This window comes from Halotia branconii CENA392 (assembly GCF_029953635.1).
Taxonomy (GTDB): Bacteria; Cyanobacteriota; Cyanobacteriia; order Cyanobacteriales; family Nostocaceae; genus Halotia; species Halotia branconii.
Genome location: NZ_CP124543.1, coordinates 4,871,889 through 4,896,666, shown reverse-complemented (window position 1 = coordinate 4,896,666; position 24,778 = coordinate 4,871,889). Strand labels below are relative to the sequence as shown.

At 41.7% G+C, this 24,778-nt stretch carries 15 protein-coding genes and 1 pseudogene; 5 read left to right on the top strand and 11 right to left on the bottom strand.

What is annotated here, in order from left to right; translation table 11 throughout:
- Nucleotides 1-478 precede the first annotated feature (478 nt).
- Nucleotides 479-4,567, top strand: coding sequence for a chemotaxis protein CheB (locus QI031_RS21470; protein ID WP_281481660.1), 4,089 nt, complete (start codon nt 479-481; stop codon nt 4,565-4,567).
- On the opposite strand, the gene QI031_RS21465 is transcribed toward QI031_RS21470, so the two are convergent.
- Entirely contained in the window at nt 4,517-5,827 is a 1,311-nt protein-coding gene (locus QI031_RS21465) for an IS701 family transposase (RefSeq protein WP_281481597.1), read from the bottom strand. The genes QI031_RS21470 and QI031_RS21465 overlap by 51 nt on opposite strands.
- Between QI031_RS21465 and QI031_RS21460 the strand changes: the two genes are divergently transcribed.
- The gene (locus QI031_RS21460) at nt 5,803-6,096 is read left to right on the top strand and encodes a response regulator (protein WP_281481659.1); all 294 of its coding nucleotides are present in this window, start codon (nt 5,803-5,805) and stop codon (nt 6,094-6,096) included. The genes QI031_RS21465 and QI031_RS21460 overlap by 25 nt on opposite strands.
- A 504-nt stretch (nt 6,097-6,600) precedes the next feature.
- On the top strand, nt 6,601-6,975 hold the full coding sequence (locus QI031_RS21455) for a hypothetical protein (protein WP_281481658.1): 375 nt from the start codon (nt 6,601-6,603) through the stop codon (nt 6,973-6,975).
- Nucleotides 6,976-7,202: 227 nt separating this feature from the next.
- Here the strand turns inward: QI031_RS21455 and QI031_RS21450 are convergent, their stop codons facing one another.
- From QI031_RS21450 to QI031_RS21435, 4 genes are all read right to left on the bottom strand, one after another.
- A complete protein-coding gene (locus QI031_RS21450) occupies nt 7,203-9,416 on the bottom strand; it encodes a xanthine dehydrogenase family protein molybdopterin-binding subunit (RefSeq protein ID WP_281481657.1) in 2,214 nt (737 codons plus the stop codon).
- Nucleotides 9,413-10,396 (bottom strand): FAD binding domain-containing protein, encoded by a 984-nt coding sequence (locus QI031_RS21445; RefSeq protein ID WP_281481656.1) that lies wholly within the window; start codon nt 10,394-10,396, stop codon nt 9,413-9,415. The genes QI031_RS21450 and QI031_RS21445 overlap by 4 nt, the downstream gene beginning before the upstream one ends.
- Nucleotides 10,383-11,006 carry a 2Fe-2S iron-sulfur cluster-binding protein gene (locus QI031_RS21440; RefSeq protein ID WP_281481655.1) on the bottom strand — a complete coding sequence of 208 codons (624 nt, stop codon included), beginning with the start codon at nt 11,004-11,006 and terminating at the stop codon, nt 10,383-10,385. The genes QI031_RS21445 and QI031_RS21440 overlap by 14 nt, the downstream gene beginning before the upstream one ends.
- A gap of 402 nt (nt 11,007-11,408) precedes the next feature.
- Nucleotides 11,409-12,125: a molybdopterin-dependent oxidoreductase gene (locus tag QI031_RS21435; RefSeq protein WP_281481654.1), complete on the bottom strand. Its 717-nt coding sequence runs from the start codon at nt 12,123-12,125 to the stop codon at nt 11,409-11,411.
- A 322-nt stretch (nt 12,126-12,447) separates the two neighbouring features.
- On the opposite strand from QI031_RS21435, the gene QI031_RS21430 reads away from it, so the two are divergent.
- Nucleotides 12,448-13,554 (top strand): ABC transporter ATP-binding protein, encoded by a 1,107-nt coding sequence (locus tag QI031_RS21430; protein ID WP_281481653.1) that lies wholly within the window; start codon nt 12,448-12,450, stop codon nt 13,552-13,554.
- A gap of 335 nt (nt 13,555-13,889) precedes the next feature.
- On the opposite strand, the gene QI031_RS21425 is transcribed toward QI031_RS21430, so the two are convergent.
- The 4 genes from QI031_RS21425 to labA form a co-directional block, all read right to left on the bottom strand.
- Nucleotides 13,890-14,066 (bottom strand): phycobilisome degradation protein NblA, encoded by a 177-nt coding sequence (locus QI031_RS21425; RefSeq protein WP_281481652.1) that lies wholly within the window; start codon nt 14,064-14,066, stop codon nt 13,890-13,892.
- Between the two features lie 382 nt (nt 14,067-14,448).
- Nucleotides 14,449-15,510, bottom strand: a complete 1,062-nt coding sequence (mtnA, locus tag QI031_RS21420) for an S-methyl-5-thioribose-1-phosphate isomerase (protein ID WP_281481651.1) — start codon at nt 15,508-15,510, stop codon at nt 14,449-14,451.
- A gap of 169 nt (nt 15,511-15,679) precedes the next feature.
- The gene (locus QI031_RS21415) at nt 15,680-17,284 is read right to left on the bottom strand and encodes a 2-isopropylmalate synthase (RefSeq protein ID WP_281481650.1); all 1,605 of its coding nucleotides are present in this window, start codon (nt 17,282-17,284) and stop codon (nt 15,680-15,682) included.
- A gap of 92 nt (nt 17,285-17,376) precedes the next feature.
- On the bottom strand, nt 17,377-17,898 hold the full coding sequence (gene labA / locus QI031_RS21410; protein ID WP_281481649.1) for a low amplitude/bright protein LabA: 522 nt from the start codon (nt 17,896-17,898) through the stop codon (nt 17,377-17,379).
- A 736-nt stretch (nt 17,899-18,634) separates the two neighbouring features.
- Here labA and QI031_RS21405 point away from each other — a divergent pair.
- Entirely contained in the window at nt 18,635-20,980 is a 2,346-nt protein-coding gene (locus QI031_RS21405; protein WP_281481648.1) for a CHASE2 domain-containing protein, read from the top strand.
- Nucleotides 20,981-21,148: 168 nt separating this feature from the next.
- Here the strand turns inward: QI031_RS21405 and gorA are convergent, their stop codons facing one another.
- A complete protein-coding gene (gene gorA / locus QI031_RS21400; RefSeq protein WP_281481647.1) occupies nt 21,149-22,489 on the bottom strand; it encodes a glutathione-disulfide reductase in 1,341 nt (446 codons plus the stop codon).
- A 165-nt stretch (nt 22,490-22,654) separates the two neighbouring features.
- Nucleotides 22,655-24,718 (bottom strand): annotated as a pseudogene (locus tag QI031_RS31770) (pentapeptide repeat-containing protein).
- Nucleotides 24,719-24,778: the final 60 nt, after the last annotated feature.

The window sequence follows — 24,778 nt, the reverse complement described above, 5'->3', positions numbered from 1 at the left end:
TTATGCCAATACATTGACTTGTTATGTTAAGACATCGGTCAATACGGTTCGGATAAGCTCTTGAAGCATGGAGGAAAGGAAGTTATTGTCTAGTCTTCTTCTTCCCCTGCTTACCTCAACAGATCAGTTTGTTAACCAAACAGTATAAGTTTTAGGACTTACGCAAAACTAACGCAATTTCGTCATTACGAGCGATAGCGACGTAATCGCAAAAATCCTGCGATTGCTTCCCTACACTTCGTTCCGGTCGCAATGACGATTTGGGCTTGCGTAAGTCCTGAGTTTATTCAGTAAATAGATTCTTTGTGGCTAGCAATTAGCTGTTTAATCTTTAAAAAGACAGAGGTTTTTTACATGTTACTTTGGTAAAATTATGTAAAAGTAAAAGTACATTCATAAAGTTTATTTTAGGCAAATATTAATGAATGTGTCTTATTTTACCTAGTTAACTTGACATATTCATTTTGCGCTATACATTATGTCACCCAGGCAGTCTTCCAAAAAAACTAAGCGTCCCACTTCTAACAATGAAGAATCAGATCAAGAGCCAAACGAGCAAGAAGAATTATTTCCGATTGTGGGTTTGGGAGCCTCTGCGGGTGGATTAGAAGCTTACACGCAATTGCTAAACCATTTGCCAAAAGATACTGGCATGGCATTTGTGTTGATTCAACACCTAAGTCCTCATCAAAAAAGTTTGCTCAGCGAGATTCTTTCTAGAGCAACTCAGATGCCTGTAACTGAAGCGCAAAATGATATGGTCGTGGAACCGAATCATGTCTACGTGATTCCTCCCAATAAAACAATGACCATTGCCGGGGGAATGCTAAGACTACAGCCACGCTTGACAACTCGTGGTGTAGCAATGACAGTCGATGATTTCTTTTTTTCCCTAGCAGAAGATCGGGCAAGTAAAGCGATCGCAGTCGTGCTGTCGGGGGGCGATGCAGATGGCGCGCGGGGACTGGAAGTAGTTAAGGCCGTTGGAGGTATCACTTTTGCCCAGTGTCAAGACACAGCAAGAGTTAGTAGTATGCCGAACACTGCTATTGCTTCCGGTAGTGTAGACTTTATCATGACTCCGCAAGAAATCGCCCAAAAGTTGGCAGAAATCAGCCATCATCCCTATATCAACCGCCCGATTCCAGAAATATCTCTGGAGCCGCAAATTGAAAGCACAGATGCTCTTGCTAAAATTTTCAGCCTGTTGCGGACTAATACGGGAGTTGACTTTAGCCACTACAAACAGACCACTCTCAAACGGCGAATCTTGCGGCGGATGATTTTGTACAAGCTTGAAAGCTTAGAAGACTACGTCCGGTATCTCCAAGACAATCCAGCAGAAGTAACCGCCTTATATCAAGACGTACTGATTTGCGTCACTAGTTTTTTTCGAGATCCCGAAGCTTTTGAAGCTTTAAAAAAAAAGGTATTTCCAATTCTCACCAAGGGTCGAACCTTGGACTCACCGATCCGTATTTGGATAGCGGGATGTTCCACAGGCGAAGAAGCTTATTCTCTTGCCATTTGCTTCTTAGAATATCTCACAGAGCAGAAAATTAATCTGCCCATCCAGATTTTTGCTACAGATGTCAACGAGGTAGCGATTGACCAAGCACGTAACGCCGTTTACAAGGACAACCAAGTTAGAGAAGTTTCTCCAGAACGCCTACAGCGTTTCTTTGTCCAGGTAGAAGGCGGATACCAGATTGGTAAGCCAGTACGCGAACTGTGTGTCTTTGCCAGACAAAATCTGCTGAGCGATCCGCCATTTTCCAAGCTGGATTTAATTACTTGTCGAAACGTGCTGATTTACTTGGGAACTAACGTCCAGAAAAAGCTCCTGCCCATCTTCCACTACGGTCTCAAGTCAACCGGCTATTTGATGTTAGGCACTTCGGAGACAGTAGGTGAGTTTACAGATTTGTTTGCCTTAGTAGATAGAAAAAGCAAAATTTATTCTAAAAAAGGCACAACGCCAACACTGGGTATCGAGCTGATTCCCAATAACTATCCCTTAGAAATTTCCATTCCTCAGCCGATATCGAGTCAGAATGCCTGGGATGATTTGGAAATGGAAAAAGAAGCTGACCGGATCGTATTAAATAATTACGCTCCAGTTGGTGTTGTGATTAACAACGACCTAGACATTCTGCAATTTAGAGGAAAAACCAACTTATATCTGCAACCCCCAGCCGGCAAACCTAGTTTTAACCTGCTGAAAATGGCAAAAGAAGGATTGCGCTTAGAGTTACGCACTGCAATTCACCAAGCAAAAAAGCGGCAGGAGATAGTGAAAAAAGAAGACTTACAAATTATAGAAAATGATTTAGTTAGGCAGGTGAGAGTTAATGTAATACCTTTTAAACCTGCCGCCAGTGAAGAATATTACTTTTTAGTTTTGTTTGAGGATATGCAGGATTCAGCGATTTCTGCAACAGAGATAACTATTAATAGCAGAATCTCGTCTAGGCAGCGGCAATCAATGAATGCCCGCCAGCAGGAGACTTCTCAGCTCAAACAAGAACTAGCAACAACAAAAGAGTATCTGCAATCGATTATTGAGGAGCAACAAGCCACCAATCAAGACTTGAGAGCTGCCAACGAAGAAATCCTCTCCAGTAACGAAGAGTTGCAAAGTACCAACGAAGAACTAGAAACTGCCAAAGAAGAAATTCAAGCTACTAATGAAGAACTGAACACGATTAACGACGAACTGCAACGGCGGAATATCGAATCAAATCAAGTTAGTAACGATTTGCAGAATTTGCTCAGTAATATTAATATTCCCATCCTCATGCTCGGAGGCGATTTGCGAATCCGCCGCTTTACCCCCCTAGCAGGGAGAATCTTTAACCTGATTCCCACAGATATCGGGCGACCGTTGAGCGATATTAATCACAATCTGCTAATTTCCGATTTAGAACCAAAAATCTTAGAAGTAATTAGTACTCTCAACTTTAAAACTCAGGAAGTGCAAGACGATGAGAATCATTGGTATGACCTGCGAATCCGACCATACCGGACGATAGACCACAAAATTGACGGAGCTGTAGTGGTATTGGTTGACATTGATAGCCTCAAACGCAGTGCAGAAAAACTCAAAGAATCTCGAAATTATGCTGAAGCAATTGTCGAGACTGTGCGAGAATCTCTGGTGGTGCTAAATGAAAACTTACAGGTAATTACTGCTAATCAATCTTTCTATGAAACATTCCAAGTTGCGCCCAACCAAACAGAAAAACGCCTGATCTTCGATTTGGGTAATGGGCAGTGGAATATTCCCCAATTGCGATCGCTCTTAGAAGATATTCTTGCTAACAGCACCCAGTCTCAAGAAGTTGAAGTCGAGCATAACTTTGAGCAAATCGGATACAAAGTCATGTGTCTGAATGCTCGTAGAATGCCTCAAACAGATGATACGCCGATGATTCTCTTAGTGATTGAAGACATCACTCAGCGCAAACAATGGGATGTAGAACGCGTTCGGCTTTTGGCTCAAGAACAGTCAGCCCGCGCTATGGCTGAGACAGCCAACCTAGCCAAAGATGAGTTCTTATCCGTTTTGTCTCACGAATTGCGGAATCCACTTAATGCTTTGTTGGGCTGGGCGCAATTACTTCGTACTCGCCAGTTCGATGAAGCAACGGTTGATCAAGGACTGGAAGCGATTGAACGTAGTGCCAGAACTCAAGCGCAGCTGATTTCGGATCTCTTAGATGTTTCGCGCATTACATCAGGCAGGCTGCATCTAGAAATCGAATTTATAGAACTAGCCTCGGTAATTGAAGCAGCGCTTAAAGTCGTTAGCGTCGCCGCAGAAGCGAAAAACATTCATATTGAGTCTAGACTAGAGCCTTCCACTACAAACGTACCAGTCGATCCAATCCGCTTACAGCAGATCATTTGGAATTTACTTTCTAACGCGATTAAATTTACACCAGCGGCAGGAAGAATTGAAATCACCCTAAAGTACACTGACGAACAAGCTGAGATTCAAGTCACCGACACGGGTATAGGCATTAAAGCCGACTTTCTCCCCTACATATTTGACCGTTTTCGTCAGGCTGATGGCAGCAAAACACGCTCAAATAGTGGGCTGGGACTAGGACTTTCGATTGTTCGTCATTTAGTAGAACTCCACGGCGGTACAGTTACTGCCCAAAGCCAAGGTGAACGACAAGGGGCAACGTTTATCGTGAGACTACCGCTACAAACTCAGCCAGAAGAGAGTTCCCAACAGACAGCAATCGAGCCAGTCGTCTCAATAACCACACCAGAAATACTAAGCGATGGCATTCCGTCCTTGGCAGGCATTAGAGTACTTGCGGTAGATGACGAAGTAGCAATCCGCAACTTATTTATAGCCGTGCTGGAAGCGCATGAAGTTGAAGTCACAGCAGTAACATCCGCCCAAGAGGCACTATCAACCTTAATGGCAAACCCTGGCGGTTACGATGTCCTCTTGAGTGACATTGGTATGCCAGAAGAAGATGGTTATCCCTCTTTTGTCACTCTAGGCAGAGGAAAAATAGAAATAAGAGATATTGAAGTTTTGAAAAATTGAGCAAGTCAGATTATTAACAATCATTTGAAGTTGAAAAAATCCCTCAGATAGCTTAGGGACTGTAAAGACCGCTAACCAAGGTTTAATTAAGTTAAATAATGTAAATGGCTGAAGTATCAAACGGAGGTTATTCAGAATACTATTCCAACCATTGCCTTGATTCCACCCAGGATGTGATGAAAATCTAGATTCAGATTGTGGTGGTAATTTTAGCAGTTGTTCGGAATGAAGACTAACCAACAGATAGGCACTAAAAACAATTTCCCACCACTTCTCTATTTGTGAATAATGAGTTAGGCGAAAATCTGCCCATCCTAATTCATTTTTACTTTGTTTTAAACCATATTCTACCCAAGTTCTTAAACCATAAAAATTGCCCACATCTCTTGGAGTAATCTCTGGATATTTACTCATGACATACCAAGTCGTGTTTTTTGGAAGAACTTCAATATCCGTTGTTATTTGCCAATACCTTACTTCCGATTTTTTGCCACATATTATCTCTCTAATATATCTATTCTCTGAACTTAAATCCGAGAAAACACGCTTGAATCTTTGCCAATCTGAGTATTTTACTTTTGAGTCTGTAATTCCCCATGCTCTATGGTTTGAGCGAATCGCTACAATAAAATTAAGATTTAATTCATTTAGTACGCTTAAAAAACTTTTACTACTTTCACCATATAAACTATCCGCCAGCACCAGATTGAATCTAAACCCCATCGACCGCAATTTTCTTATCATTATCCCGGCGATTTCGGGTTTGGTTAAATATTTCTCTCCTGGTTGTAGTCTTTCCCTCGGTTTATATACTTCAAATATTAGAGGAAACGTCATTCCAGATAAGACTGCATATGCTGTAACCGCCACAATACCGTTATCTGTTTTACCTAAATTTCCAATGTACTGTCGTTTCACATAATCAGTCGTATTTCCTTTTTTCTTATCCCCTGTCTCATCAATTATTAGTATGATTGGGCGACCTTGAAGTATATATAATATTAATTCTAACCTTTGCCTCCTTAATTCTTGTACATCCCAGGGTGATTCTGTTAAAAAATGGTGTAATGCTTGATGATTATCTAGCCCTACAATTTTCGCTATTTCCGGTAAAGTTTTACGTTTTATATCAGAAACACATCCCATGTGTAGGTACTTAAAAGCTTCAAAGCTTCTAACTTCTGGAAAGAGGTTTTGATACAAATGGCAGTATTCGTCCACAAATTTTACTGTGGGTGCGCTTCGGCGAGGCTCAACCATACTCTCTGTCTGGTGTTTTTGCGATCGCTCCTAATTATACTTTGTCGAGAGTGATAAAAGAGGGTTATACACTGATTCGTCGAGTTAGAGCGCTGAGTGTCGATGCTGGGGGACAAATTCCAGCCGCCGCACTGACAGCATACGCCAGAGATGAAGATCGTGCAGAAGCTTTAGCAGCAGGTTTCCAAATGCACGTCGCTAAACCCATCCAACCAGAGCAACTGCTATTTGTAGTTGCTAGCTTAGCCGGACGAATTGACACTCAGTAGCTTCTTGCAAAAGTCCTTATTCTTAGCTTCTTCTTTGCGTCTTTGCGTCTTTGCGTGAGACAAAAAGATATTTATGCAAGAGGTCTAATTTACTCAAACAACAAGCAAGGGAATAGCGATCGCTCATCAATTGTAACTTTCAAATAGCGATCGCTCCTTCTTCCTCTGTGTCCTCTGCGCCTCTGCGGTTCGATTCTCACTAAGATATCCTACAAATACCCTTAAAAGTCTTACAGTCTTGTAATTACATCAGTCTGCAATGCCAATGCATTGACCTGTTATGTTAATCCATCAGTCTGCAATACCAATGCATTGACCTGTTATGTTAATCCATCAGTCTGCAATACCAATGCATTGACCTGTTATATTAATCCATCAGTCTGATATGCCAATGCATTAACCTGTTATGTTAAATCGCCCTGCTGTATCTGAAAATTTTGCCTTACTGTTATGATTTTTGTTGCAATGGGTACATTAAATATATAATTTACTACGTATGCATGTATGCCTCCGCAAAATACAACAAACCGTTTGCGCCCTCAACTGATTAGTCAAGATATCGACTCATTCCACGGTTTGCAAACCATTGAAACTTACAAAACAACTCGTGCTGATGCCTCGGTTGCAAAGTTACAGGAAGTTTATCAGGCGATGTTGCTTTCTCAACAAACCGAAACCGAGAAACTAGCTTTATACCGTGCCGCTGCTGATGCTGCTAGATTAGCAGAGTGGGAATTTCATAATGCTGTATTAGCGATGAAAGAAGTAGTGCGCGGACAATATGGTTCAGATAGCGATGAAGCTCAAGCTGTGGGACTGAAGAAAAAATCAGAACGCAAGCGTCCTTCGCGCAAAAAGCCAGTGGCGATCGCTAGTTAATTAAAAAGCAGGGGAGCAGGGAGCAGGGTGCAGGGGGGATGAAGAGGCAGCACTTCGGCTACTTCGGCTACGCTCAGTACAAGTACGCTCAGTAACCGGGGCGGGGTGCAGAGTGCAAGGGAGATGAAAAAGCTACTTCACACTTATTCTACTTGTAATTAACACTCTTTCCTCTTCCCCCCTGCCCCCTGCCCCCTGCACCTTGTCCTCTTCCCCCTGCCTCTTTTCTACAGCACCTTATCTAAGGTAATTGGCAAATCGCGGACACGTTTACCTGTGGCATGATAAACAGCATTAGCGATCGCCCCTGCAACTCCGGTAATGCCAATTTCACCAATTCCTTTCACACCCAAGGGGTTGATATGGGGATCGTTTTCATCGACAAAAAATACCTGAATATCGGGAACGTCTGCATTGACTGGTACGTGATACTCAGCTAAATCGTGGTTGACAACACGTCCGAAGTTGGGGTCTGTTACCGTATGTTCCATCAGCGCCATGCCGATACCGTAGACAATTCCCCCAATCAGCTGACTGTTGGCTGTTTTGGCATTGAGTATGCGTCCTGCGCCAAAGGTTCCTACCCAGCGCGTCACTCGAACTTCGCCGGAATCAGGATTCACTCGTACTTCGGCAAATTGTGAGCCAAAGGCGTGCATGGAATACTTTTCTTGTTCTTCTCCTGGTTTAGCTTCTACTAAGGCTTCCACCATTTTCATGTTATGCCGAGCTAAAATCGCTTGATAGGTTTCCCTGGCAGATGCTTTATTCTTTAAAGACAAATTGCCATCTTGAGCAATGACATCTTCAGCTTTTGCACTATAAAGCGGTGAGGCGCGATCGGCAATTGCTAGTTGTAAAAGCTTACTACGAGCTTGATTCCCCGCTAAATGCACAGCCGAGCTAACACTGGCGGCAGTCATTGAACCACCGGAAACAGGTGTTTGTGGCATCTCAGTATCGCCTAGTTCAAAGCGGACTTTATCAACTGGTAAACCGAGTGCTTGTGCTGCAACTTGAGTCATTACGGTATAAGTTCCCGTACCTATATCCTGAGAACCACTGCGAACTACAGCGGTACCATCAGCCATGATTTGCGCTCGTGCCGATGCAGGCGATCGATAGGTAGGATATGTAGCTGTCGCCATTCCCCAACCGATTAAATAATTGCCGTCTCGCATCGAACGCGGTTGAGGGTTGCGCTTTTGCCAGCCAAACTTTTCTGCCCCTAACTTGTAACATTCTCTGAGGGATTTGCTCGACCAAGGTAATTTTTTGCTGGGATCGACTTCCGCATAGTTCCGCAAGCGTAGCTCGATAGGATCGATATTAAGAGCATAAGCCAGTTCGTCCATTGCCGATTCTAGAGCAAAAGATCCCGAAGCTTCTCCTGGCGCACGCATGAAAGTTGGTGTCCCTTGATCTAGCTTTACTAAACGGTGGGTAGTTTCGATATTTGGGCAAGCATAAATCATGCGGGCGCTTTTACCAACAGGTTCGATAAATTCATCGAAGGTTGAAGTCTGGGAAGTGCCAGAGTGTCGCAGGGCAGTTAATTTGCCTTCACGGGTTGCACCCAAAGAAACTTTCTGCACGGTTTCTGGCCGGAAGCCCACAGGCCCATACATCTGTATTCTTCCTAGCACTAGTTTCACGGGGCGCTTCACCTGCTTTGCTGCGATCGCCGCCAGAGGGACATGTGACCAAGTTGACCCTTTACAGCCGAAGCCACCACCGACAAAATAAGACATAACGCGGACTTTCTTGGGATCAATTCCCAATACTGCCGCAACTTTTCGTTTATCCCCAAAGATGCCTTGAGTAGCGTCATACAGCAGTAGTTCATCGCCTTGCCAAGTTGCGATCGTGGCGTGAGGCTCCATCGGATTGTGGTTTTCTACTGGGGTAGTATAAGTTTGCTCGACGCGCACAGCCGCAGTCGCTAATCCTTGGGTAACATCGCCCTCAGACTGATCAGGTGGCTCCTCTCCGGGGATTTTACCTTTAGGGAAGTAAGCCTTGTTGAGGTTATCCCGCATATTAATAGTCGGTTTCTCTTCGTCATAACGAACTTGCACCAGTGAAGCAGCGTGCATAGCGCGTTCTAAGGTATCGGCAACGACGACACCGATATGCTGATGGCTATAAAGTACGACGTTATCTTGCAGCAGTTGCAGCTTGTTACCATCGCCCTTGTCTCCAGATGCCTTAGGTGCGTTGAGGTGGGTAATAATTGCTAATACACCCGGTACTTGCTCTGCGGCTTTAGTATCAATTTGAGCTATTTTACCTTTAGCGATCGTGCTTTGAATTGTCACTCCATAGGCCATCTTAGCCACGGGAAACTCAGCCGAATAACGCGCGCCGCCAGTTACCTTGAGATGTCCATCAACTCTGTTTAATGGTTTGCCGACAACTGCATTTGTATCTTTTGTATTCATGCCATTTCTCCTACCGTTGCCAGCGCTCTGACAATTGTGCGTTTAGTCAGTTCGACTTTAAAGGCGTTGTATTTTTGCGGTTTAGCTCCAGCCACAGCTAAGTTTGCAGCTGCTTGAAATGATGCTTGGTTTGCGGGTTTATTGACAAGTGCTTTTTCAGCTTCCAAGGCTCGCCAAGGCTTTGTGCCTACGCCACCCATAGCCAAACGGGCGGCGCGAATTATCCCATTTTGAATATCTAATGCTGCCGCCACCGATGACATGGCAAAGGCATAAGAAGCGCGATCGCGGATTTTTAAATAATGCGATCGCTTTGTAAATGGCGAAGCCGGCAAATCAACAGCTACAATTAATTCTCCATGTTGTAAAACCGTCTCTTTTTCTGGCGTATCACCTGGTACAAGATGAAAATCAATTAAGGGAACACTACGCTCTCCCTTTAAACCGCGTATTTGCACAACTGCATCGAGTGCTACCATTGCCACCGCCATATCAGAAGGATGAGTGGCAATACAGCGATCGCTGCCGCCCAGAATTGCATGAATCCGGTTGTAGCCCTCAATCGCCGGACAACCGGAACCGGGAACGCGTTTGTTGCAGGGAAAGGCGGTATCACGGAAGTAATAACAACGAGTACGTTGCAGCAAATTTCCGCCGACTGTAGCCATGTTTCGCAGTTGCGGCGATGCCCCAGACAGTAACGCTTCTGACAATACAGGGTAACGCTCTTGAATGATGGCATTGTAAGCAACATCACTATTACTTGCCATTGCTCCAATCCGCACGCCGTTACCCTGCATTTCTATCTTGGTAAGTGGCAGTGGATTAATGTCAACCAACTCTGTTGGTGTTTGGACATTCAACTTCATCAAATCGATGAGGCTAGTACCACCAGCAAGATATGAAGCTTCGGCATCTGGAGCCACCAACGCCACAGCATTTTCTGCTTGTCCTGCTTTCTTGTAGCTAAACGGCTGCATCTTTTTTCCCCTCTAAAACATCGCGGACAGCAGTTACTATATTTGGATAAGCACCGCAACGGCAGATATTACCGCTCATCAGTTCTCGAATTTCAGCATCTGACTTGGCGTGTCCTTCGTTGACTAAACCCACTGCCGAACAAATTTGTCCGGGCGTACAATAGCCGCACTGAAACGCATCACGAGCCACAAAAGCAGCTTGCATTGGGTGCAAATTGTCTCCTTGCGCCAACCCTTCGATGGTTGTGATTTTTGCGTCAGTGTGCATAATGGCAAACGTCAGGCACGAATTAATCCGCTGCCCATCAACCAGCACTGTACAAGCACCACACTGACCGTGATCGCAACCTTTTTTAGTACCAATTAACCCTATATATTCCCGCAGGGCATCAAGTAAAGTAACACGCGGTTCAATCTGCAAATTGTGTGCTGTTCCATTAACTCGCAGTGTCACTTTCGTTGTTTGAGGTGTCGAAGTTTTCAGCATTGGAGTAGTTTTTTGGACTTGAGTTTGTGCTACAGCTTTCTTAACAAAATTACTGATCGTAGCTACTACGGTGCTGACAATCATCAATTGACCTAACTTGCGGCGTTTTAGAACAAACTTCATCTGTTTTTGTTGGTAATAATATTGAGTAATTTTCTGGGATGCAATTTCTTATATAAAATCACTCTTTTTTATAAGCATTTTCCTGAAAAGGACATTTTTAACAGAATACAGTTTCTTCTGATGATCGTGTCTCTATCAGAAGATTTATGCCATAAGTATTATCAAATACTAGATATGTTCAAAATTTAGGGATATTGATTGAAGTTTCAAAAGATAATTTAGATATTTTGAATCTGGAATATTCCACTTCCAATATTAAATCTAGTGGCGGTTGTTGATCTAAAGCAAACGAACCGCAGAGACGCTGAGTACACAGAGAAATGAATCAGCAAGATCAGAGCGATCGCCTAACGTGCTTCACACCCTTGTATATTCAAAATATGATTAATTAGTAAAAACAGACTATAATCCTGCAAACCATTCGTAGCCTTGATCTTCCCAATAACCTTTAACAGGTAACAATTTACTGACTAAGATAATCTCAGTTACCCATTTGCTTTGCTTGTAGCCTAGTTTAATTGGGGATGCTAAACGTAGAGGCGCACCATTATCTGCCGAGAGTGGTTCTCCATTTTTTTGATAAGCCATGAGAGTTTGGGGATGCATAGCAGAGGCAATATCCCAGCTTTCATAGTAGCCATCAGCAGATTTGAAGTAGATGTAACGAACGCTGGATTTAGGCTGGACTAGTGTGATTAAGTCTTGTAATCGCACCCCTCCCCATTGGACAATTGCCGCCCAGCCTTCCACACAAACATGGCGAATTACCATTGAAGTTAAGGGAAGTTTTTGAATATCTGCCATGCTTAATTGCATTGGGTTACTCACCTCACCATCAATAGTCAACTGAAACTGTGCTGGATCAATTTTTGGGGTGAAGTCAAAGGTATTCACCAGTAATTTATCTGGCTCAATGTCAGTAATAGAAAATTCAGGTACAGGTTTTTGACTTAAAAGCATCTCTTGCAGACGTTGATTTAAAGGCTCAGAGATTTGGCTGACACTATTTGATAACAAACTTGTTCCACAGCCATTGAGAAGTAGTCCTATACCCGAAAGTCCAGACAATTGCAGTAAACGGCGACGGGATAAATTGCGTTTGGGAAGAATCAGACTCATAAGTTCTCTACACAAACATAGATTTGATTAGAAGAATGCTTTCTACCTTGAGAAGAGGCAGGGGAGCAGGGGGCAGGGAGCAAGGGAGATCACCTTTTGATAATTGCAGTGTAAACTAACCGATGCCACACGTGGTTTTTGCGCTTGGGATTTTGGCTGACTGACAATGCTTTATTTTAGAGATATAGCAAATTTGAGATGCAGTCAATCGTCACAAACAAGCAGCAATGAGGTCTAGGCTGTTAGGTACAATTTAAAAGTCCTGGGTGTCAGGGATGGTTAAGACAATTCCTCACCTAAAGTTGCAATCCTAACTTCCACAATGGCAAAAGTTCATCTAGAAGACATCAAACGTAAATTTAACAACGTTACCGCGATTGAAGATATTAGCTTTGAAATTCCTGATGGGGAGTTTTGGGTATTAGTCGGGCCGTCGGGTTGCGGTAAATCGACAATTTTGCGAACGATCGCCGGTTTGGAAAGTGCCACCTCTGGCAAACTTTTTATTGGTGATACTCTGGTGAATAATGTTCCCGCCAGACAACGGGATGTAGCGATGGTGTTCCAGAACTACGCGCTTTATCCTCACATGACGGTAGCCCAAAACATTGCCTTTGGGTTGGAAATGCGGAAGGTTGACTCGAAGATTATTCAAGAAAGGGTAGCGAATGTAGCGCGATCGCTGGCTTTAGAACACTTATTAGATCGCAAACCCAAACAACTTTCTGGAGGGCAGCAACAACGGGTAGCATTAGGACGAGCGATCGCCCGTGAACCACAAGTTTTTCTACTTGATGAACCTTTATCTAATTTAGATGCCCAATTGCGAGATGATACCAGAGCAGAGTTGAAACAGTTACACCAAGAGTTAGGCATTACAACTATTTACGTTACCCATGATCAAGTTGAGGCGATGACCTTGGCTGATCAAATTGTAGTGCTAAATCGGGGACGCATCCAACAAATTGGCGCTCCTCAAAGTGTTTATGCGCGTCCTGCTAATCAAATGGTGGCAACTTTTTTAGGCAGTCCACCAATGAATATTCTGCCTGCAATCTATAACGATCATACTTTTGATGTTAGTGGACAGTCATTAGCAATTCCAGCAGAGATGACACAAAAGGTACATCTGCGTCAAGGATATAGTTTTGATTTAGGCATTCGTCCAGAACATATCACAATCAATACCGATTCAGAACTTAACGAGCAAAACGCCGCAATTTTATCAGTTGATGTCAAATTGGTAGAACCTTTGGGCAGAGAAACCTTGATTCGTGCGGGTTTACCTGGATCAACAATTGTGTTGAATGTGCAGGTGGGTGGAAATGTGCATCCGCATCCAGGCGATCGCCTTTATCTACAACTAGACTTAAATCAATTATTTGTATTTGATCCTAAAACTGGTGACAGAATTTTGCCTCAGTATTAGTTAGGGCTTATGCATGGATGACGATTAAAGAAAAGGAGCTAGGGGTTAGGGGCTAGGGGCTAGAATGGCGTATTTCATTCATAAAAAAACTGTTATAGTTTTTCGTCACAAGTGTATAAGTCCTATTAGTGTAAAATAAATGAATTAAATAATAAGTTCAGACTGATTTATTGGTAGTTTGAGCTAAATTTTGCTATTTCAATATAGGACTCCTATTTGCTTTTTGAACACGATTCAGTACATATCTATCCCTTCTTAACTGTTCCCTGTTTCCTGTTTCCTGTTCCCTACCTACACAAATAAATTCACCGAATCAAACCGGATTACTATATTATTTATGGTTCTATTGATTGGGTCTGTATGTAGTTACTAATTATATTGTCTTTCATCATGCCTAATTGCACAAACTTAAGTAATAATTTTTGTGCTTGTTGTTGATTTAAGTTCTGAATATGTATTTCTAAAATTTTTAATTTAAACTGCTGTTCTAGGGTAAGTTTTGTAGAGTTCATTATTTTCCTCCTATTCAGGAATTTATAGCTATTTAATTTGAGTTGTATATCTTGTGAAATATTGCTTTTAATTGTGGCGATTTTAGTTCTATAAATCAAGTTTTAAAATTAATTATTTGGACATAATTAACAGAGTTTTGACTCTAATTTAACGTAAGTTTGACGTTTATAAAGAACCTCTCTTCCCCAGTGGGAGAAGCTTTGAAATCTTGATTTTTTTGTTCAAAAATAGGAAAATTTCTGCCAATCTCTTCAGGACTTACGCAAAAATAATGTAACTCCGTCATTAAGAGCGATAGCGAAGTAATCTACCCTTGCCTGTTGCCCGTTCCCTGTTCCCTTTTATTATGTCCGACAATTTGACTTAATTTTTACTTATAATTCACACCATTTGTTTGATTTGTGATTGTGCTAAATCACTAGGAGTAAATGCTCCATTTTCTGTAACTATGGCTGTAATCAACTCAGCTGGTGTAACATCAAAAGCTGGGTTATAAAAATCTAAATTAGATGGTGTGAGGATGGTATTACCGATTTGATATATTTCTTCTGGATTTCGTTCTTCAATAGGTATTTGACTACCATCAGATAATTCAAAATCAATGGTAGAAAGAGGGGCAGCAACGAAAAAGGGGATATTATGAGCTTTAGCTGCGATCGCTACACTATAAGTACCGATTTTGTTAGCAGTGTCGCCGTTAGCGGCAATTCTATCAGCGCCAACAACTACAGCATGAATTAAATTTTGTTTCATGCAATGAGCCGCCATATTATCAGTAATTACTGTAACTGGAATACCTTCTTGCACACATTCCCAAGCTGTGAGTTTTGCACCTTGTAAACGAGGACGGGTTTCGTCGGCAAAAACACGCTCTAAACGACTTTCTCTCCAAGCGGAACGTACGATACCTAAAGCAGTGCCATAACCAGCAGTAGCCAGCGCTCCAGCATTGCAGTGAGTGAGTATAGTCAGTTTTCGGGGATTAGTAGGCAATACTGCCAAACCATGATCGCCGATCGCCTGACAAGTTTGCAAGTCTTCAGTATTGATATCTTGCGCTGTTTGCAAGAGGATTTGTTTAATTTGTTCTACTGTCCCTGTGGTTTCGTAGGCAGTTTTGAGCATCCGGCCAATTGCCCAAAATAAATTCACCGCCGTCGGACGAGTGGAACGTAATAACTGGGCTACTTTATCTAAATTTTCTAAGAAATCGTGGCGATCGCTTGTTTCAATTTCCCTAGCTCCCAGATACATGCCATAAGCCGCAGCCACACCAATTGCTGGTGCGCCACGCACAATCATAGTTTTAATTGCCCGTGCCATGTCTTCGCTGCGGTGAATTTCTACAAAAGCATATTCGTTAGGTAAACGAGTTTGGTCAATTAATGACACTGAGTCGTTATGCCAAATAACCGGATAAACTTGGTTTGGGGAATTTGTCATAGAATCAAAAAAATATTTCGACAAAAAATTTGCTTTTAAAAATGGGCATGGGGCATGGAGAAGAGGACAAGGGGCAGGGGGCAGGGTGCAAGGGGGATGAAGAAAAACTACCTCTTTCTCCTTGTCTCCCTGCTCCCTGCTCCCCTGCTTGTTCTGCTCCCTGCCTCTTTTAGACTTTCTCTGCAATCACTTGTTGTTGCTTTTCGGTTGTTTGCAAGGATGCATATAATCTATTAAGTGCATTAACGTAGGCTTGAGCAGAAGCAACGATGATGTCTGTGTTGGCTGCATGACCAGAAAATACTCTCGATTCATGCCGTAAACGAATAGTTACTTCCCCAATGGCATCAATCCCTGCTGTTACTGACTGCACAGAGAACTCAATTAATTGATTTGGTACGTTAACTACACGATTGATTGCTTTATAAACTGCGTCTACTGGGCCTGTACCTATTGCTGCATCGGTTAATTCTTCGCCTGCTGGAGTCCGCAGAGTGACTGTGGCTGTAGGTTTGGCGTTGCTACCACAGGAAACTTGCACCAGTTCTACTCTGAACAAATCGGGAGCTTGCTGAATTTCATCATTAACGATCGCTTCTAAATCCCAATCAGAAATTTCTTTCTTTTTATCAGCAACTTCTTTAAATTTAACAAATGCTTTATTTAATTCGGTTTCTGATAGTTCAAAGCCTAATTCTTTTAAGCGGGTGCGGAAAGCATTCCTCCCAGAATGTTTGCCTAAAACTATTTGATTGTCTGTCAAGCCAATCAATTGGGCATCCATAATTTCGTAGGTGAGCTTATTTTTTAGTACCCCATCTTGGTGAATGCCAGACTCGTGAGCAAAGGCGTTGGCTCCAACTATGGCTTTATTTGGTTGCACTAACATTCCTGTCAAATTAGAAACTAAACGCGAAGTTTTGTAAATTTGACGGGTGTCGATATTTGTCAGCGGTTCTTCAGAATCTGTTGGTCTTCCTAAGAAGGGATTGAAATATTGTCGCCGCACATGCAAAGCCATAACTAATTCTTCTAGCGATGCATTTCCTGCTCGTTCTCCAATTCCATTAATGGTGCATTCTAATTGCCGTGCGCCATTTTTTACTGTTTCTAAGAAGTTGGCAACTGCTAAACCTAAATCATTATGTCCGTGAACAGAAATAATGGCTTGGTCAATGTTAGGAACGTTGTCTTTAATTCCTTTAATTATTGCCCCAAATTCACTGGGGGTAGTGTAGCCTACTGTATCAGGGATGTTAACTGTTGTTGCCCCAGCAGCGATCGCTCGCTCTAATACTTGGTAAAGAAATTGTGGATCAGAACGAACAGCATCCATTGGAGAAAATTCCACATCTGTCAAGAAAGATTTGGCGTACGCTACCATTTCTTCGGCGATCGCTAAGACTTCTGTCCGTGACTTTCGCAGTTGATACTCTAAATGAATATCAGAAGTAGAAATAAAGGTGTGAATCCTGCCTTTTACCGCTGGTTTTAATGCTTTTGCAGCAGCTTCAATATCTGCTTTAATAGCTCTTGCTAAACTACAAATTACCGGGCCATCTTCTGTGCCGACAATTTGGGCAATTTTCTTGACTGCTTCAAAATCTCCCGGACTGGCAAAGGCAAAACCTGCTTCAATTACATCAACACCTAAACGTGCTAATTGCTTGGCGATCGTCAGCTTTTCATCTATGTTTAATGTCGCTCCTGGACACTGCTCTCCATCTCGGAGTGTGGTATCAAAAATGATAATTCGCTCTGGTTGGTTTGTCATTTTGGCTCGTTGTTTTAGTTTTAATTGTTTGCTTAAAAGAACGTAAACCTTAATTTTTTTACTCTTATTATTGTAAATAGTTGTTAAGATAATTAACCTTCTACTTTTTCTATTCGGTCTCTAATATCGTTTAAATCTATATATCTATCCGTAGCATTACGCAATTCTCTGGCTATCATGCCTTCTGTAGATACCACTGTAATATGTGTGTTCTTTGATCTTAAAAGCTCTATTGCTCTTTCAAAATCTCCATCTCCGCTGAATAAAACTACTCGATCATACTGGTCTACAGTATTAAACATATCTACAACAATTTCAATATCTAAATTGGCTTTTTGTGAATATCGTCCGGATGAATCATCATAATATTCTTTAAGAATTTTAGTTCTGACTGTATATCCTAAACTAATTAGAGCATCTCTGAAACCTCTTTGATCTTGTGGGTCTTTTAAGCCAGTGTACCAGAATGCATTGATTAACGTTGTGTCTGATTGCTCGTGTTTGAAGTATTCTAAGACTCGCCGGGGATCAAAAAACCAGCCATTTTTTTGTTGAGCATAGAACATATTATTTCCGTCTACAAAAATAGACAGACGATTCGTTGTAGAACCCATAGAAAATTACACCTAAGAATATATAAAGAATTTAGATTGAACAATAGATTATAGCAACTCTCAAATGATAATTTTGCTAATATCTTCAAAGCGGCTTTTCAGATATAGCCTTTATCTTACCTCTTTCAAAGCATAAAATTTTCTGCAATATTAGACTTAAGGTGTTGGGCGTTAAACTTGTTCACCCCCAACACTATCAGAAACACTCCGCGATCAAAATCTACCAATAAAATTGACTCAGTAACAGTATTCTTGACTATACAACAGTCAAGTTTACTCCTAAAGAGGTAATTCATAAGTCTTAGGGCAAGATATGGATTTATGACCATCTATAAGTTTTTGCAGTCAATAAAATAACAAGCTTTATGAAAAATACCAGTGTTATCCAAGAAGCACAAGTCGCCCTTAAGCAAGCTCCCTCAAGACTACTTCTAGTAAACATTCTGCTGTTTGAGTAGTCCATAAGAATCCAGGCACAACTCAATGCCAAGTCGGAGAATTTCCGGCTTAGTCTTGTGAAATAATTACTGCTAAAATCTCACTCACAGAACAAATTAGAGTTGAACTGAGTTGAAAACTTCTTGATTAGAGGTTTGATAACCCAAGTTTTGTGAGGAATAGAAGATATATTACAAAAGTATAAGATTTTCATTTAACGCTGACTTCAATGTATTTGTAGTAAAAAGGGACTCAAATAAATAAATAAAGTTGTACGTAAACCAATTATTAACACGATATGGCAGAAGAACCTACATCTAGATTAACTAAAAAGCATGTCTCTACTGCCAATATAGCGTCAAGTAAACCAACAAAAGTAACTCTAACAGCATCAGCACGTCAATACAAACTGACAGCGCGCTTAGGTCATCTATTCACTGCTGCTTCAGCAATTGCAGCTGCATTGTTGAGTGCTTCTGGTTTTGGCTTGGTTCAATTAATGGAAAATCAGGCAATTTCTGCATTTTTTCAATTGCGCGAACCAATGATTCCACCAGAAAAGATCGTGATTTTAGCAATTGACGATCAGTCAATCTCAGTTCCCGAACAGTACTATAAAACAGATCCACAACACTATGCCTACTTAGAAACACTGAAGTCATTTCCCTTTAAACGGGCTGCATACGCCGAAGTTATTCAAAAATTGGTTAAAGCTGGTGCAAGTTCTGTTGCATTAGACGTAATTTTTGATACACCAAGTAGTTATGGTAGAGAGGACGATCGCCAGCTCCAGGCAGTGTTAAAAAAATATGGTAGTAAAGTTACATTAGGAGCGCTCTACGAAAATTTTGCCACTCATCAAGGAACATTTATGCAGTTGAGTCCACCCCAACAGATGTTTCTTACCGGGTCGGTATCTATGGGTACAGTGAATTTTCCCTTAGAAGTAGATGGTAAAGTTCACAGATTGGCTAGCGAGTTTTCTAAGTTAGTAGCTGAAGATAATAGCCTGTCAGCAAAAATTCCCTCGTTTGATGAAGCGGTGCTAAGAACAGCACAAGTTGATTATCCTCAGACAAAAGGCGATCGCATTAACTTTTGGGGGTCTGCGGGTACATTTGAAACGATTCCTCTATGGTATGTACTTGATAAAGAAAATTGGGATACTTATTTGCAACAAGGCAAGATTTTCAAAGATAAGATAGTTTTGATTGGTGCTACAGACAAGTTGAGTAATGATTATCATGCAGTAGCTATTGGTCAAGACTCTGGACGTATGTCAGGAGTGGAAATTCACGCCAATGCGATCGCAACTTTAATGACAGGTAAAGCGATCGCTCAAGCAATTAACAATTTATCTCTGCGGGGTTTATTTGTACTGGTATTGGTTGGTAGTGCAGCATTATTAATTACTAAAAGTAAACGAGGTCTCACTAGATTTACTTATAGCATTGTCATAGCAGTGATTTGGGGAGGGTTGAGCTATGCCAGCTTTATACACAATCAATTAATTTTCCCAACTACTATACCAATGATGGCGATCGCTTTTAGCGGACTGTCTTATCTGGGAACCGAAGTTGCTAGAGAAAAAATGAGAACACGCCAACTAGTAGGAATATTTCAGAAATATAAAACTTCCCCCGTTGTTCAAGAAATTATCAGCCAACAATATGATCTCCAGGACTTGCTCCAGCAAAGAGATTTAGCGTTATCAGGCAAAATACTTGCTGGACGCTACAAAATTGTTAAAGTTTTAGGTTCAGGTGGATTTAGCGAAACCTACATTGCCGAAGATACCCAACGTCCTGGAAATCCTCAATGTGTTGTCAAGCAATTAAAACCAGCTCATAATCATTCAAAAACCTTAGAACTTGCCAGACGTTTATTTCACTCAGAAGCACAAACCCTAGAAAACTTAGGAACACACAATCAAATTCCTCAACTTTTGGCTTACTTTGAACAAGATGAACAATTCTATTTAGTGCAAGAATACATACTTGGTCATCCTCTTAACCATGAACTACCATCAGGCATAGCTTTAGAAGAAATTACAGTTATTAATATTGTCCGGGATTTATTGCAAACATTAATATTTGTTCATGAACATGGTGTGATTCACCGGGATATAAAACCAACAAACATTATCCGAAGACATTCAGATCGCAAACTTGTATTAATTGACTTTGGTGCTGTCAAAGAAGTCTCCACACCACAACTAGACAATCAAGAGCAAACTCCTTTCACAATTGGCATTGGTACTAAAGGTTATGCACCAAGCGAACAATGTTTTGGGCGACCCCAATACAACAGTGATATCTATGCAGTCGGTATGATTGGTATTAAAGCCTTAACAGGTACTGCACCCCACGAATTAGATAGGGATGCTCACGGAGAGGTGAAATGGCGGGATAAAGCTCTAGTAAGTCGTTTTTTTGCTGATATTCTCAGTCAAATGGTATTGGATGATTTCAAACAACGATATCAAACTGCGTTAGAGCCTTTAGAAGCGCTTAACAAGTTAGTCGATTCTCAAGCCACTCATCTTATGCTAACAGTACCAGACGAATCGCCAATGCATACATTATTTTTAGAAGATTGTGATACTCCCACCACACCTTGGACAGGAACAAAGCCAGATGCTTGAAGGGGCTAGGGGCTAGAAGAAGCAGGGGAGCAGGGAGCAGGGAGCAGGGGGAGACAGGGAGACAAGGAGACATTTGTTTCCCCAATTCTCCTTGTCCCCAATTCTTCTTTATCTCCCTTGCGCCCTGCCCCCTGCCCCAATTTCTCTTTCCCATGCCCCATGCCCCAATTACGATAAACACTCTTCTGCTATGGTGGGATGAATACCGATAGTGTCATCCAAGTCTTCTTTAGTAATTCCCTTGCGAATTGCTACTCCTAGACTTTGAATGATATCTGCTGCATGTTCGCCTACCATGTGAGCGCCTAGAACTTGCCCAGAAGCGCTATCTACTACTAATTTCATCATGTTGGGCTGCTCCTCTGTAGTTAATGCATACAACAACGGTTGGAAGTTGGTGCGATAGCATTGCACAGATTCACCAAATTTTTCTCGCGCTTTTGCCTCAGTCATGCCTACACTCGCTGCTTCTGGACGGGAAAAAACAGCAGAAGGGACATGATCATAATTCAGTTTTTGCGGCTTGTTACCGAAAACTGTATTTGCAAAAGCAATACCTTCTGCTTTGGCAGTTGGGGTTAATTGTATACGGTTGATGCAGTCGCCCACGGCAAAAATATTTTCTTGGGTGGTGCAGCAGTATTCATCTACTTTAATTGCACCTTGTTCGTCAAGTTCTATTCCAGCTTTTTCTAAGCCGAGATTTTTGGTATTGGGACTGTAACCTATGGCAACCAAAATCGTGTCTGCGGCGATCGGTTTTTGAGACTTACCAGTAGTAGTCAATAGCAAACTATCTTCGGATAGTGTGATTTTTTCAACAGTGTTATTGAAAATAAATCTAATTCCTCGTTTGCTTAAACTCTGTTGTACGCCAGAGCGAACGTCATCATCAAACCCTGATAAAATCATTTCGTCTACTTCGATCGCAGTGACATCGCAGCCTAAAGCGTGCATCATGCTGGAAAATTCTGTACCAATGTAACCACCGCCAATAATTACCAAACGCTTGGGCAAATAAGGTAAGTGAAACATCTCACGGGATGTAATGGCGTATTCTATGCCTGGAATTTTGGGTTTATTGGGTTTTCCTCCCACTGAGATTAAAACTTTGTCTGCTGTAACTTTTCGACCATCTAAATCTAAAGTATGAGCATCCACAAAAGTTGCACGTTCCCAAATTAATTCAATTCCAGCTTTTTGCAACTGCTCACAATAAGAGTCGTTGATGTGTTCTACATGCTGGTGGACGGACTTCATAAAGATTGTCCAATCAAAATGCCGCTGGCACTGATTCCATCCATAATTATGGACTATGCGATCGCGCAAAGCAAAGTCAGCAGCGTAAACAATCAATTTTTTAGGAACACAACCACGATTGACACAAGTACCGCCAATCGCTTCTTGTTCGGCAACTGCAACACGCGCACCATAGCTAGCTGCTTTTTTAGCTGCTGCCAATCCCCCAGGGCCAGCACCAATGACAAACAAGTCGTAATCAAATGTCATAATCATCTGTTCCTTTTTAACTTGGCAAGCAGAGCTATTCTTCCCTTATAGTTATTTCATCAACATTTAATCTACTGCCTTTGGGTGGACAAATTTCCTCTTTGTGTCTTGGTGTCTCTGTGGTTCAAGATTTTTCACCACAAAGGCACAAAGGCACAAAGTCAATTACCCCAAACCCAAAAACCGAGAAATCAACGGCAACAATTTACCACATTCCTCAACCAACTTAGTTGCACTCGGTAAACTGGCAACAGTTCCCTTCAAAATCTTAATTGCCGTTTTCGCCGCCTTTTGCATTGCCCCCTCTTGCGGACTTTTCCCTGCTTGTGCCAAAGCCTTAACTTGTTCTAACGCCTCAGCTTTATCTTCTGGCGGTAAATCTTTCTCAGCCTCAATCGCTGCTTGCAATTGCGTCAATAATTCCTTAATTCCCGGTTTATCTGGTTCGGGTGAACTCGGTAACTGATTAATGGTATTTGTGACTGTGCCGCTAATTTCACCTAAATTAATTGTGCCGCTATTATTAAAATTTCCGCTATTTTCAAATTTACGGCTGTAATCATTACTGTTAGTCATATTTTTATTATCAACTTGAACATTAATCGGTTTATTCGCCAATAAACCCACAATTTCTTTCATGTCTGCATTTTGTTGGCGATAGATGATTATTTCGTTATCTTTCGCTTGTAATTGTGCCTTATATTTTTCTTCTACAGCTTGCAGCGCTAATTGATAATTTTGGGTAAAATCACTATGAATCTTTTCCTTATCAGCACCGTCAGGCACACCGACCTTAACGACAACTACCCCATCACCTTTATTTTCAATACTTTGTAAAGCTAATTCTGTGTCTTGGTTTTGGTTCTGCACATTTTGAAAAGCATTAACAAAAGCCTTCCAATCAATGCCATTGCGAAAAATCAAATCAACAGTATTTAAAACCTCTTCAAATAGTTTAGTAAATTCTCCTGGTTGAAAGTTGCCACTACTGGGACGGCGTTCGCGGTCGTCTGTTTCAGGCTTGGGGTTTTCTAAAAGATAGACAAAGCGACAATCAACATTATTTAACTGAGTTGAACTTTCAATATTCCATGCTTCAACACAAGCACCAGTCATTTGGGCGCTGGTAAAGTTAGTATTTATAGCTTGAGCTAGAGTTAAATTTGCTCACTCTAAACAAGCTCCTTGGAAGGTAGCTTCAGTAAGATCAGCATCTTTGAGATTTGCTTCTTTTAAGTCTGCACCAATAAGGTTAGCGCCTTTGAGGTTTGTGCCAAGATATGATTTATTTCTACCATTACAGGTTACGAGTAAATTGAGAATATCTCGGTTAATAAGTGTTGTTTTGCCTACTCTGGCAAGGTCGAGTTTTTTAACTTCATAAAAATGAGTGCGTGTCAGGTTTGCTTTTCTAAAATCTGTATTTCTGAGAACTGCGCCAGTAAAGTCAGCATCAGTTAAATCAGTACCATGAAAGCTAGTTCCACCTGTAGCAGCAAAGGCGACAGCAAATGAGCGCACCCAAGCTTCTTTTTCATTACCAGCTAAACTGCGCCAGCCAATGTAAGCACTAAATAATATTAACGCTCCCGACAAGACTCCTACCAAGGCTCCGTTTAAGGTTCCAGATAAGGCTACGACTAAAGCTCCGAACAAGGCTCCGGCTAAGGTTAGGATTGCAGCTATTATGGCTCCATCTATAGCGATGGATATAGCGATGGCTAAGGTTATGGCTATTGCTACGGTTATGACTAGAGCTACGGCTAAGACTCCGGCCAAAGCTAAAAGTCCGGCTTTTTTCGTGGCTACGGTTATGAATCCGGTTCCAGTTATGGCTCCGACTCCAACTCCAGCTATGGCGATGGCTCCTAAACCTGCTGTTAAACCCTCACGAATAGTAGTAATACAAAAAAACAGCAATACAATTAAGAAGACTATCCCTATGATGAAGTCTTCAGTGTTTTTGGGGTCGAAAAGATATGCTACTAATACACCAATGGTGAGTGAAAACAACCCTAATAATGCCGACAGCAGCCATGAAAGAATGAGCAAACCAATTGTCCAATGTTTCTGTAGTCCAGCTTTAGCACCTGTAAAATCAGCATTTTTAAGAATCGCGTTGGTAAAGTTTGCCCCTCTAATATCCGCCTTGCTAAAGTTGGCTCCCGTCAGATTTTCACCTTTAAAAGAGCGACCCCGGAGATTTTGACCTGCGTAATCTGGCGGCATAATCGCGTCAGTATGAGGTTATTACTGAGATTTTATACAACTTTGCTCTGTGGTATTCCA